Origin of the sequence: Paenibacillus qinlingensis (assembly GCF_013204845.1) — a bacterium.
Classification (GTDB): Bacteria; Bacillota; Bacilli; order Paenibacillales; family NBRC-103111; genus Paenibacillus_E; species Paenibacillus_E qinlingensis.
Genome location: NZ_JABMKY010000023.1, coordinates 79,018 through 93,071, shown reverse-complemented (window position 1 = coordinate 93,071; position 14,054 = coordinate 79,018). Strand labels below are relative to the sequence as shown.

The following is a 14,054-nucleotide window of genomic DNA, read 5'->3' as shown; positions in this document are numbered from 1 at the left end:
GATTCTCAGTATATCGGATAGTTGGCATGCACAAAATCTAAGATTTTTTGGAATGCTATGAGAAAATAACTTTGACATGAAAAAAGAAGCTGGTTACTCGTACATAAGAATGTACAAGAACCAACCTCTTTGGCTTACTTACTTATTTCATCTATGACATGAAGCAGATTAAGGGTTGACCTGAACAAGCTCCAAGTCATCGAAGTAGACTTCGCCATCCACGACATGTTTATACATAAATATTGTCGCACTGGTGTTCGTACTTCCTGTAGTGAATGTGTAATCTTTCCTTGTATATTCCGTAGAATTTACATACACCTGACGTTGGTAACTACCGAAATTCCTCACTCCGAACTGTGCGGCCCCGCCACCTACCGCCTTGGCCCATGCAGAGATCGTATACGTTGTGTTTGGCGTTAGTCCCGTTACAATTTGCTCGATTCCCCCGTAGGCAGTTGCCAATTTGGCTGCGTACGTCCCTGTACGAGTGTTCGTATTCACGATGGCGGATTGGTTAAAATGGGATGGCCAGTTCGTGAAATCTCCTGTCTCAAATCCCGGGTTGTTCAGCAAATTAATTGTAGGAATTGCAGGTACAACCTCCACAACGCAAACGGCCGTTTTGGTTCCGTCAACTGTCGTCACGGTTACCGAAGCGCTCCCCACACTAACGGCAGTTACGATGCCATTCGCATCCACAGTCGCCACGGAGGGATTATTTGAGCTCCAGCTCACCGCTTTGTTAGCGGCATTGGATGGTGCAACAGTGGCTAACAAGGCAGCCGTTGCGCCAATTGTTAGACTCAATCCAGTATGATCCAGCGAAACTCCGGTTACCGAGACAGGTGGCGGCGTAGTAGGTACGCTTTGCTGAATAAGTTCAAAGTCGTCAAAGTAAGCTTCGCCTGCCGCAGCACGTTTGTACATGAGAATGGTCGCGCTCGTGTTTGTACTGCCTGTGGTAAACGTAATCTCATTTCTCGTATAAGCCGTCGAGTTGATATAGACTTGGCGTTTGTAACTTCCAAAATCCCTTACGCCGAATTCACCATTAATACCCATAGCCCATGCAGAGAGCGTATACGTCGTATTTGGTGTAAGTCCCGTTACGATTTGTTCGATCCCCCCATATGCGGTTGCCAACTTGGCAGCGTACGTTCCTGTATGTGTGTTCGTATTTACAACGGCTGCCTGGTTAAAATTGGATGGCCAGTTGGTAAAATTCCCTGTCTCAAATCCAGGGTTGTTCAGCAAATTGCTCGCAGACACAACCTCTACGAAACAAACAGCCGTTTTGTTACCGTCTACAGTGGTTACAGTAACCAAAGCTGTCCCTTCACTAACAGGAGTAATGATTCCACTCGCATCCACCTGCGCTACGGCGGCATTATTCGAGCTCCATGTCACCGCTTTATTAGCAGCATTAGAAGGAGATACAACTGCTGACAATGTGGCTGTCCCTCCGACTTTCAGACTCATTGCGGATTTATTCAGCGTGACACCAGACACTGCGACAGGGACAGGCGGCGGTGGTGGTGGCGGTTCCGTAATACCACTCGTTTGTATATGGAAATAGTCAAAATCCGCGGTAAGCCCCGTTCCCCCACACACAATGAGACCGATTTTGGGATCATCAAGGCTAGTAATTACTGTGTTGCCTATCTGGGTATAAGTGACACCGTCTATTGAATAATAGCCAGCATACTTATCTCCATACTTAACAATTCGCAGATAAGATACCATCGACCCAATCGTATCCGGTACCTCCATATGCGTACGTACACCACCAACCTTAACGTCAAACTGTAACTGATTGCCGCTACCATACAATCGGGTCATCCGGATATAGGTATCGTCATTGACATACACGACCAATCCGCCTTGCGACCACTGTGAATTCGGCTTGCCTTCCAGCTTCGTATCAATAGCCCAGTTTCCTTCAGGCGCACCCGTGAGAAGGATGTTCTTGGCGTCGGCACTTCCGCCCGCGATATCTCCGTTTTCACTAACAATTCTCATATACCCCGGGTTCGTGCTCAGCGACCATTTCACTGGGTTCTCTCGGGTCCAGTGCCATTGTGTATGGACGTCAGCATCATTGAACTCATCATCAGTACCTTCTGTATATACCGGATCAGGTTCAAGAGGTCCACCCGGCGATGCGCTGTACTGGATTAATTCCAAGTCGTCGAAGTAAACGTCACCGCTGCCTCCGCTTTTATATAAATATATCGTTGCACTAGTATTGGTACTGCCCGTCGTGAACGTAAGCTCTTTCCTCGCATAACTGGTAGTGCTCATATGCACATCTTTGGAGCTGCCGCCATAATTTTTGACGCCAAAGACGGCATCGCCACCGCCTACGCTCTTGCCATTTCCATACAATTTGTAGATCGTATTTGGATACAATCCACTGATGGTCTGCTCAACGCCCGCAGTATTCCCTGTAAGCTTAGCTGCATAAGTGCCGGTAAGGGCATTGTTGCTCTCAATGGTAGCCCCATTGTAATGAGTGGGCCAATTAGTGAAATCACCCGTTTCAAATCCTGGATTTTTCAATAGATTTTCCTCCACCGGCGGTGGTGGAAGCGGAGGGAGATTGTTAGGATCCAGTCCTGAACCTTGGTAAGCGCCCATATTCGGCACTTGCACGGCCGACACCGGATTGCCGAAGTAGTCCTTGCCTCCGTTGTTCGTCATCAGTTTACCCGCTCCAATAGCCGGGGATGTAGAAAGAAGCTGATATCCGACAACCGTATCTTTACCTATACCGCCAGAACCTGGAGAGGCAAGCAGCGGATCCGCCGTAATCTTATTCGCATCCGTCGGTTCATTGGCGGGATGGTTGCCATAGAACAGATTGTGATCAAACACATTATTTGTACTGCCGGCAAAATTGTAGCCGCCGGTTCCGAGATTCGTAATGATATTGTTCGTGAAGTACGTGTTTTTGGCGTAACCGCCCCAGTTTAAATAATCCACCACTTTCGTGTTCGAATATCTAGGCAGATATACCGTGTTGTTATAGATGTGAGTAGTATCTGGCGTTCCACTGAAATTGAACACAGCACCGCTGTCATTCTGACTAATGTTATAGCGAATTGTCGTATTGGTATTGGCGTTACTCGCAACCGTACCATCATTGACAACCAAGAAGGCGCCGCCAGCATTATTATGGCTGTAGTTATATTGAATAATGGTCCCGTCGCTCTTGTAATCCGCATCATAAGCCATCGCGTCTCCGCCCGGCGCTGTATTGTAAACTTCATTGTTCTGAATCAACGCGTCCTTCGCTGAAAAGACCCAAAGCGGAACATGATATCCGTTGGCTCTTACATGCGTGTCATGCACGATGTTGTTTTCGATCAGCGCATTCGTCGTATCCAAGATGAACGCGCCATCTGCACCCACATCGTAAATGACGTTGTTGGTTACTTTAGAGTCAGCAGCATATCTCTTCTGCGCACCGTAAATGTAAATGCCGACGCTATCTACGGAATATATCTTGCTGTTATTCACCACAACATCGGATACATGATAATCCCAGTTCGTTCCCCAGACGATAATTCCGCCGTTATGGGCATAATCGGTAGCGGTATCTCCCTTCACGTTATGGATCTCTAGATTTTCAAAAAGAAAATGCTTAAAAACTCTAGGATTACTGTAGCCGCCACTGGTGCCATCCACATGTATGCCTCTGCGTACTGCCTTCGTTGCCGCATCATTGGTTATTTCCAGATTTCGGACTTCCCACTGCTCTTGATTGTTAAAATAGACTGCTGCTGCAGCGCCAGCCCCGGCGATCAATGGCTTACGGCCGGTACCATACATGTCAATGGTAATAGGATTTCCCTCAGTCCCTGAGCCTTGGGGAGAAAGCGTACCCGTCCATACACCGTCTGCCTTGAACATAATGGCGTCGCCAGGCTCAAAGACGGTACTGTTGACTTTACTCAGCGATTGCCAAGCTGATCCGGAAGCTGTTCCAGCGTTCGCATCATCGCCGCCTATCGAATCCACATAATAGACAGAACCTGTTGCATAAACCGTTGATGGTGCGGCCATTGGTAGGAAGCCTGTTACCAAGACAACGATTCCCAGAAGCAAACTTAATAGCCTGGACCCTTTCGTTTTCTTCATCACTTATCCTCCTTGTAGTCTTGTTTAACCATTCTAATCACATGAGAATAGTACGGTTAATGTTTATCTTAAAAAACGGTGACTCCCCCTCGAGGTCAAGTAACCGCTTCCAAGAATAATGTTAAAAACGTTTAATGAACATGAATCTTTTTATAAGTGCTTTCATCGATATTAACTTTAGCTTCCCGAATGAGCTTATCCAAATAGTCACCGTATGCGGTGTCCACATAATTTTTCCACACATTACGTTTACTCTCGTCATAGCTCTTATAGCCACTTTTTTCTCGATCCACGACCTTTACAAGAACATACTCCCCCTGCATCGTCTCATCCAATACAGAGCTGACCTGATTAACTCCCAAGTTATTTGCAAGTACGGAATAAAGAACTGCCTGAGACTTGAAATAGGTGCCAGCGGTATCCTTATTCAAATTCTCCTCGGTAAATCGGAGCATGAATGCATCGTTCTCGGCTTGCAGTTCACTTATTGCTTGATCCATCTCTTTTCCTTGATCCAAAAGAAGTTTGATAGCATCCATTCGTTTCTTGATGGATTGCTTCTTTGAATTATTCGTGTTGCTCTGTAGATCTTCCCTATAAGAAACGGAGATTTTTTGAAATCTGATCCTGTCCTCCATCGTAAACAAACTATCCTTAAGAAGCTCATAATGCCGCTTTAATTCCTCTTCGCTCACGTTCAGTTCATCCTCGGATAGCGTTTCCTTCAATTGCGTCCGCAGTTTGCTAATGTATTCGTTCATAAAAGTACTTTCATCCAATTGAACGGGGCCGTAGATGGGCTCACGAGCTTTTATGGAGGCCAACCTTCGCTTATTTTCTTTATCCATCTCATGGAGCAAATCCTCATAGGAGGTCCCTTGTATCAGACCATGCTGTTCGGCAAGCTCCAGTTCAATCTTGAGTCTGATAATTTCATCTAAGGCTCTCTTCTTTGCTGTCTCTTCCGGATTCTCGCCATTATAATCCGTTTCCCAGAAATTCTTCCCATATGCCACACCTTTTGACTGATAAAAGTAGTCTATGACCGAAGTTATTTGCTTCTCTAACTCACTCTTGAATTCTTGCGTTGTGATCACACTGCCATTCACCATCGCAATCGAAGTCTGACCCGAATCAGCCCCCACTGACGCATACAAGACGATGGCTCCGACAATCGAGAGAACTAGAACGGTCGCTGCAACGACTTTCCTCTTCGTAAACTTCACTAGGATCACCCCTACTTCATCTTATTACAGCGCTTACATTCGAGGTAGAGATAAAGTTTTAAGATGACCTAGGAATTTGTTAAGGTTTTCATAAAATGAACGTCGACGCCGTCCTTCTTTCTAATTCTGCTCGTACGGTTCCCAGGCGGTGGCGCTATTGGGGAGCTATTGTGGCGCATTCGGAGTTTAACTGGATTTCCTACATGTATTTCCGAAAAAAAACTAGCCTTTGGGGAGTTTAACTGGATTTCCTACATGTATTTCCGAAAAAAAACTAGCCTTTGGGGAGTTTAACTGGATTTCCTACATCTAATTTTGCACGAAATGTCCCGTTTGGCGAAAATGGCCTGAAATAACGGGAGGAAATCCAGTTAGTTTGGGAAATGACGTGATTTCGCTTGAATTAGCTTCAAATAATCCAGTTATTTAGCTCGGCTAAAACCCAAAACATATCCATTCTGGCGTCAAAAAGCCCGCTGATTTCCAGCGGGCCCCATCATCCTATTTCTTCATTTTCGAGTACCAATCATTGACTTCTTTGGTCATATCATCGCCACCGAGGCTCTTCCACTCTTTCACGAAGTTATCGAATTCGGTAACCGGTTTTTTACCATAAATAATATTGATAAATGTATCCCCCTCTAATTTGACGAGAATTCCGCCTTTGGATTGCATCGCTGGTGTATTCGCACCCGTGTACGCTTGAGGAATATAGATACCGGCTTTCCAGCCATCATCGACAATCTCAGCTGCCTTGAGACCATCCTGACCGCTAACTGCGATTTTCTTCTCACTCGGCGTTACTGGTGCTTTTCCTCTACTTACATCTGCTCTCAGCTTCATTCCGATAAATGGATCTTTCGGTTCGATTAACAAATATTTAGCCGGGCTAACTTTGCCTCCCGGAATATCCGCTTCGGTCACAGAATAGGTTCCATCTGCTTTGATTGTATAATCGTAATCTTTGGCCCACCCATTCACAAACTCGCTGCCCTCTTCAGGGTTTACAGCACCAAATATCCGATTCAAGTATAGGAATAGCGCATCAACATGTTCGAAATCCTTTTTAACTAATAGGCCGCCTCTTAAATAAGTCGTGTCACGGGCTTCTATTTTGCCATTCAGCGTTGGCAGCGGATACGGCTTCATGATGGATCCCGCCACATTCTTCTGCATATCCGTATTCGGCCAGCCCGACATCCATGAAGGCGCCACTACAATACCTACGCGACCTTGAGCAATCAATTCAGCTAATTTATTCTCGTCATGTAGGCCGGCTTCTTTTGATAGATAACCTTTGTTATACCAATCTCTTAGCTTAGCCAAGCCGTCTTTCATCGCCGGAAGCGTCGATCCATGGACCAATTTCCCATCCTTCACCAACCACTGATAAGGTACCGTGCCTAAAGCACCAAATACCCACGAAGTCTCCCCAAGCCAGCTAGTAAACGGATTCGGAGAAGATCCACCAGAGCCTAAACTTGCTCCAAGCGGAATCACATTGTCAGATCCACCAGGTTTTTTCTCCAAGAACGCTTGCATGACAGCTTCCAGCTCTTCAAATGTCTTAGGCGCCTTCATACCAAGTTTATCTAGCCAATCCTGTCTGATCCACATGACGGGGTTGTCATTCCCAGCGGTAGCAAAGTTCGGAATGGCCATTTTTTTACCACCGTAGGTGACTTGGCTCCAATTCAATGGGTTCGAGTTGTAGATTTGTTTCATTTTGGGAGAAGCATATTTCTCGAAATCTGCTGTGATATCTCGGTACTTGCCAGATTGAATCAATTCGTCTAACAACGTCATATCCTGTGTGGTCAGCACATCAGGCAAGGATTCGTTTGCTGTCAGCATCAGTCTCAGTTTCGTGTTGAATTGTTCGCCGGGTACTTGCCACAAAACTTTCAAATCGACACCTAATTGATCATGTGCCCACTTCGTGTGCACATTGTTTTCCATCGTCTCACCGTTCTTGAACTTCATGGTGGCATCAGTGGCTTTAACTGTCGTGATGGTCACTGGTGTTTCAAATTTGTATGTTCCCTTTTGAATGGCTTCAGCAGAAGCACCCTTCTGTGCAGCGGATGTCGGCGAATTCTCTGCTCCCTTTTCGCCAGAACTTGTGCTTTGAGAACAAGCGGTTACGAAAGAGAACGTCATAATCACTGCAAGAGCAAGCAGATATCGTTGTTTACCCATTTTCTATCAAGATCCTCCCTTAAGCTGTATTACGTTGCACCTTTATATTAATACAGCGCTTTCAGCGGGGTAAGTGATAAAGTTTTAAGATGGTGTATGAAATTGTTAAGATTGAGTGATATGCCGATCCCTGTATTCTTGTGGCGTGACCCCGTAATAATTTTTAAATAGTTTGCTAAAATAAGGCGGGTTTTGGAAGCCCATCTGGCTTGCTAGCTCATAGATTTTGATATCTGTTGAACCCAGCATAACGGCTGCCTTTTCCATCCTGTACCGCATGATGAAATCACTGATATTTTCTTTCATTTCCTGCTTGTACATGGTTGATAAATATACTGGGTGGAGGGTCACATGATCTGCGATCGTTTGCAGGGAAACATCTTGTGCAATATGCGTTTCGATAAAACGATGAATTTTGGAAATAAGCTGGTTTTTGCCGTCCTTGAATTCACGGATGCTGCCAGATTCCATGCTTTCCAGTACCCCTGCTGCCCACTCCATGACTTGGTCCGCTCTCTTAAAAGATCGTGGATCTGACGACATGTCCGTCTCTAACCCTGATACTTCCATCAAGGTTTTGCCTTGCAGGTGCGCAATATACAGAAATGCATTCATCAAGGTATAAATAACTTCCATCATGTTTTCTTCGGTATCCATTTTTTTAGAGCTCATCTCTTCAAAAACTTCACTCAATTTGTTACGGACATCCCCCCACCGCCCAGCCTCTAATAGTTGTTGGATGCTTGGTGGACTGTATAAGGATTGCAGAGACCTCGATTGCACCCGAGGCTTCCCGGACATGATCATGATTTCCCTATCGCTTCGAGGAACCTTGCGAAATTCATTCAATGATTTCCGATAATGCAGGGCGAGTTCATCTGGAAATATCCCTTCATCACTTATCAAGACGGATACTTGCCCCTTCAAAAAGGCTGAGACTTTCAACTGCAGCTCATACGCCAATTTCTCTAAACCTCTATCGCCTATGGGTTCGAACGATCCACCTTTTCCTTTGTCCTGCACCAAAAAGCATAAATACCCGAATGTATCCCTACAGTACCAGACGTTGTAATCTGGCTCTAAAATTTCACATGCGATATTATGGACGGCGTATTCGAATAACAAATAGTCATCCTCCACCCTATCTCCAAACCCGCCATCCATTCTGACTAGGATAAACGAACAGTTCATTCCAGGTTCAAACGGAAGCTGGTACTCCCTCATTCGTTCAGCTAATGCGTGTGATGACATGGCACTTCCCGTTAACAAGTTATTTAATAAATTGGATCTTAATAATGGCAGGTGAACATAAAGTGTCTGACGGGCTCGTTCCAAGGAACCCACATGTTCCCATTCCTGCTGGAAGAGCGTCTTCACACGAGACACCTCATCCATCAACTCTTCGTCCTTAATTGGCTTCAACAAATAATTCACTGTGCCGTACATGATGGCCTGACGCGCATACTCGAATTCACCATAGCCTGAAAGTAAAATGCATTTGGTACGGGGAAAGTGATCCTGTATATGTTTGCATAATTGCAGCCCATTCATGCCCGGCATGCGGATATCCGTAACGACAATATCGATTGGCGTTTTCTTTAGCACCTCAACGGCTTCCAGCCCCGAGGCCGCTTGAAAAACGTATTCCACACCGATACTTCTCCAATCATTTTCAACCATACTCTTTAATAGCATGGGTTCATCATCCACCAGCAAAAGTTGAATCATGGGTACCAAGCCTCCCTACCTTATTCTCATTTCCATCGAAGTGCTACACGGAGACCTGACAACTGATTCGAAGCTGTAATCATAACACCTGCATCTGGACCGAATCGTTGTACTAATCGTTGATTGACGTTCCATAATCCGCAGCCTGTATGTTCATCCATAGGGCGCTCCAGACTCTGTACATAGTCATCTATCTCCTGATCCGTCATCCCCACACCGCTATCTTCAACAACGAGCACATTCCAATCGGACTCGCGACGACCCGAGACCATGATGGTCCCTCGTCCTGGTTTGGGTTCTATGCCATGTACAATCGCATTTTCTACAACCGGTTGGAGAATAAGCCTCATCACAGGTTCATTCAGCATATCCGCAGGAATATCAATCTGATAATCAAGACGTTCCAGCCGTAACGAATAAATGTTCAAGTAGTGATTAACCAAATCAACTTCCTCTTTTAATAATGGCATCTGATTCTCAACTCTTGTGGTATAGCGATAATAATCGCCTAAATGATACGTCATTTGTTTAATAGTGTCGGTATAACCTGCTTTGGCACAACCAGCGATGAAAGACAGACAATTGTACAAGAAATGGGGATTGATCTGGGATTGCAGCTGTTTTAACGTTGCCAGGCGGGAACGATTTTGTTCCTCGTAGACATTGGTGATCAAATGTTGAATCTCATCCCCCATATCATTAAATCGCAGCATCATGTAATCAAACTCGTTATGAAACCGCTTATTAATTCGGAACGAATAGTCGCCCATCTCCATATGTTTGAGTCCTTTCATGATAAAGGAAATCGGCTTCTGCACATGAAGATACAAGAGATACGAGGTCGCAAATCCAAGCAGAACCAGCACGAACATGCTGATATAAAACAAATTTCTACTCTTGATAATCGGAGCGTGAAACGTGTTTAAAGGGACATAATCAATCAAATATGCATCGATACTTGGCAAATGCGTATAACTCAAATAGGCCTTCTGTGCTTCGAGCTGTATGCTCCGATGCCCGCCTTCGTTTAAGCCCTCCTTAAGAAGTCTTTCTCCCAATTTTTCTAAGTCGGCCTCCCGTGAATCAGAAACCGAGAACGCCTCGCCCGTGCTTGTTAATAAGAAGGAGTAACCCGGGCTATCTCGTTTGTATGAGCGCAGCATTTTTCTAATATTATCTAGTCCAAAACGCACCTCATAAATCGCACTTACCGTCTGTGGACTGCTTTTAGAAAAGTACGGATCCCAGATAAACAGTTGATAGTACGGTGTTTCGTTAGAGCCACCCGGGTGGAAGTGCCACTTCCCGTTATCAGCCGTTTCAAGAACACTCTGATCGTAGCGATCATTCGGATTTGTCGATATTCTTCTTTGGGTATCGGGTAAATAGATGGATAAATCATTGGTCCAATTGCTGGAGAAGCTCTGTAGAAAGAGTTTTTCTTTTACTTGTGTTTGAAAGTCAATCATTCCGTAGTAATCCTTCGTTAGAATGCTCGTCTGAAGCTTCAAAATGGAGGAGTCACGCGCCAAAACACTGGAGGAAAGGGACAAGCGCTCGGCACCTACTTCAATCTGGTTTTTCAGAAACTGCAGCTGACTTTCGTTGTACGCCGTAATCTGTGAATCAATAACCTGAAAGCTGGTCCTGCTGAAATACGCAAATAGAATGACAATGGGAATTAATAGAATGAGGATGACACCGTTGATTTTCAGGAATATAGGCCAGTGCCGCTTCATTGCACAACCTCCTTAAGATATTGACAGTCACCTTTAATATGTATTCTATACAAAAAAACGCTTCCATCCTAAGATGAAGTTACAGAAGACGCAAGTCGAGGAGGAAAATAATGTATGAAAGATACCGTCATTATAACATCATCGCCACCCGTAACGGCAAGAGTAAGAGAGAAACGAAATCATCCGCTTCGCAGAACATGGAGGCTTCATCTCATGCTGCTGCCCGCAGTATTAGTTGCTCTCATCTTTAAATATGCCCCCATGCCGGGGATCATTATGGCGTTCCAGGACTTTAAGCCATGGCTTGGTATTTCTGGATCTAGATGGGTCGGTTTGGATAATTTCCAACTTATTTTTACGATGAAAGGCTCCGTACAAGTCATATGGAACACGTTAATTATCTCTGTTTTGAAAATACTATTTGGATTGGCTGTACCCGTCACCTTTGCCTTACTGATCAACGAAATCCGAAATATGAAGTTGAAGCGGTCGCTTCAAACCATGGTGTACCTGCCACATTTCATGTCATGGGTCATATTGGGTGGTATCTTATTGGACGTGCTTTCACTAGACGGTGTTCTAAACCGGTTAGTTGCAGCTTTTCATATACAGCCCATCATGTTTTTGGGTGAATCGAATTGGTTCCGTTTTACCGTTATTGTGAGTGATTTATGGAAGGAGTTCGGCTTCTCCGCGATCGTCTTCCTTGCTGCATTGTCCGGTATCAATCCGGATCTGTATGAAGCTGCCGAAATCGATGGTGCCGGTAGATGGCAGCAGACCATCCATATTACGCTGCCTTCCCTGCTGCCCATCATGGTTGTCGTCTTCACACTGTCCCTCGGGAACATGTTGAATGCCAACTTTGATCAAATCTACAACCTCATTAATCCTCTTGTCCTTCAAAAAGGAGACATTATCGATACCTTTGTATTCCGTAACTTCCAGGGAGGGCAATACAGCTTAGCTGCCACGGTTGGCTTATTCAAATCAGCTGTAGGGTTTATTCTAATCAGCGCCGGATACTACATTTCGCACAAATGGACGAATTACCGTGTATTTTAAAATGACGAACAGTGGAGGAACAGGCTATGTATTATAAAAATCCATCCTATAAAGTATTTTATTATTTGAATGTAACGCTTCTAATCCTTGTCTCTATTCTTTGTATATTGCCTATGCTGCATATCTTTGCCGTCTCTCTCAGTGGAAAAACAGCCGCCGAATCCAATCTGGTCACGCTGTTCCCGATCGATTTTAATCTGGACAGCTATGTGAAAACTTTTCAAAATGATAACTTCCTACATGCTATCCAAATCTCGGTATTGCGCAGCTTGGTCGGCACGGTGATGGCCATGATGGTAACCGTTCTCGCTGCCTTTCCTTTGTCCAGAAGCAACATCGAGTTCAAGCCACGCAACTTTTACGTATGGTTCTTCCTGATCATTATGATTTTCGATGCCGGACTTATCCCCCACTACCTGCTGATACAAAAGATCGGATTGGTTGGCTCGTTCTGGGTTTACATTCTGCCGCATCTGCTCAATGTCTGGAATATCATTCTCATGATGAATTTTTTCCGTGCGATACCGAAAGAACTGGATGAGGCAGCAACAATGGATGGGGCCACATCCTTCCGAATTTTCTTCTCGGTTTACTTACCGATATCCATGCCTGCCCTTGCCACTCTCTCCTTATTTACACTGGTAGGACATTGGAACAACTGGTTTGATGGCATGTTATATATGAGATCTCCCGAACAGTGGCCGCTGGCCACGCTTCTGCAGACCATCGTCGTCGCACGCGACCTTAGTAAAACCGGTATTGATTTTGAGGATTTAGAACTTCTGTCCAATCGAAGCGTAAAAGCAGCGCAAATCTTCATCGCGATGATTCCGATTCTGGTCGTCTACCCGTTCCTACAGCGCTTTTTTGTCAAAGGCATGGTTATTGGCGCCGTAAAAGAGTAACCCTACAAGTACCTACTGACTGAACACTTTCTTCAAGTGTCCTGTTAGTGGGTACTTATTACGTATAGGCCTGCATCCAAATGCGATTCCATACGTATACGATGTAGAAAGGAGTTGTGCACAGCATGACTGATCTTGAACATCATCACCATCCGGATACTTCGAATGAACTGCGGCAAGCCCTTCGTGAGATCGAAGCCTGGGAAGCTGATCAGAAAGACCTTTGGTTCTGGGAAAAGCTCGGGCGCCTTCCTTTTCAAGTGCTGGACCGCTTAACGCCGAAGTTTTTGAATAAAAAAATAGGGGAAGCCTTGGACGAGCTTGGCAATTATTTGCAAGCAGGCGGGCGGTATCTGATTTCTGAGAAGGGGACCTTGCGGCATGTTGAGGACGTGTATAAGCGGATTGAGCATTATGATCTTGCTGAGGGGATTACAATTGCATCCGTGGGCACATTACCGCTGAAAGTGCTGGATCAAACCGCCGATGAGATTGTCCTGAATCGTTCGAAAATCGCAACATTGCAGGGTGCAACGACGGGTATTGGCGGCATCCTAACACTCGCCATCGATATTCCAGCGATCCTAGGCCTGTCCTTGAAAACCATTCAAGAAGTGGCCATCTGCTATGGCTATGATCCCAAGGACAAGCAGGAGCGAATCTTCACGATCAAGGTTTTGCAATTCTCATCATCCGACATCGTGGGCAAAAAAGCCATTCTCGAAGAGCTTGGGAACTACGCTTCTGCGGATAAAGAGAAGGTTCAGATGATCTCGCAGCTTCAAGGCTGGCGCGAGGTATTCGCTACGTACCGCGATAACTGGGGATGGAAGAAGCTGTTCCAGCTCATTCCGATCGCGGGTATTCTCTTTGGCGCTTGGATCAATCGCGGTACGCTGAAGGATGTCGGCGAAGCTGCGAAAATGCTATATCGCAAACGGCGAATTCTCGAACGATTGAATGCCCAAGTGGATGGCTAGCTGAAACCACCAGTACCCCTTTTCGTATATAGAAGAAACAGCAAAGGAGGTATGCAAGGTGATTAAATATTT

8 protein-coding genes are annotated in these 14,054 nt (G+C 45.3%); 3 read left to right on the top strand and 5 right to left on the bottom strand.

The window, feature by feature from the left end; translation table 11 throughout:
• Nucleotides 1-168 precede the first annotated feature (168 nt).
• The 5 genes from HQN88_RS29480 to HQN88_RS29460 all read right to left on the bottom strand — a co-directional run bounded on the left by HQN88_RS29480 (nt 169) and on the right by HQN88_RS29460 (nt 11,032).
• Nucleotides 169-4,140, bottom strand: coding sequence for an Ig-like domain-containing protein (locus HQN88_RS29480; protein WP_173119159.1), 3,972 nt, complete (start codon nt 4,138-4,140; stop codon nt 169-171).
• A gap of 131 nt (nt 4,141-4,271) precedes the next feature.
• Nucleotides 4,272-5,366 carry a peptidylprolyl isomerase gene (locus HQN88_RS29475; RefSeq protein ID WP_173119158.1) on the bottom strand — a complete coding sequence of 365 codons (1,095 nt, stop codon included), beginning with the start codon at nt 5,364-5,366 and terminating at the stop codon, nt 4,272-4,274.
• A 501-nt stretch (nt 5,367-5,867) separates the two neighbouring features.
• A complete protein-coding gene (locus HQN88_RS29470; protein WP_173119157.1) occupies nt 5,868-7,565 on the bottom strand; it encodes a type 2 periplasmic-binding domain-containing protein in 1,698 nt (565 codons plus the stop codon).
• A 105-nt stretch (nt 7,566-7,670) separates the two neighbouring features.
• Nucleotides 7,671-9,293, bottom strand: a complete 1,623-nt coding sequence (locus HQN88_RS29465) for a response regulator transcription factor (RefSeq protein WP_173119156.1) — start codon at nt 9,291-9,293, stop codon at nt 7,671-7,673.
• A gap of 26 nt (nt 9,294-9,319) precedes the next feature.
• Complete coding sequence (locus HQN88_RS29460) at nt 9,320-11,032, bottom strand: sensor histidine kinase (protein ID WP_173119155.1); 1,713 nt, start codon at nt 11,030-11,032, stop codon at nt 9,320-9,322.
• A 114-nt stretch (nt 11,033-11,146) separates the two neighbouring features.
• Between HQN88_RS29460 and HQN88_RS29455 the strand changes: the two genes are divergently transcribed.
• From HQN88_RS29455 to HQN88_RS29445, 3 genes are all read left to right on the top strand, one after another.
• On the top strand, nt 11,147-12,097 hold the full coding sequence (locus HQN88_RS29455) for an ABC transporter permease (protein ID WP_173119154.1): 951 nt from the start codon (nt 11,147-11,149) through the stop codon (nt 12,095-12,097).
• 26 nt (nt 12,098-12,123) lie between these two features.
• Nucleotides 12,124-13,002, top strand: coding sequence for a carbohydrate ABC transporter permease (locus tag HQN88_RS29450; RefSeq protein ID WP_173119153.1), 879 nt, complete (start codon nt 12,124-12,126; stop codon nt 13,000-13,002).
• Between the two features lie 125 nt (nt 13,003-13,127).
• Entirely contained in the window at nt 13,128-13,982 is an 855-nt protein-coding gene (locus tag HQN88_RS29445; protein ID WP_173119152.1) for an EcsC family protein, read from the top strand.
• Nucleotides 13,983-14,054 lie beyond the last annotated feature (72 nt).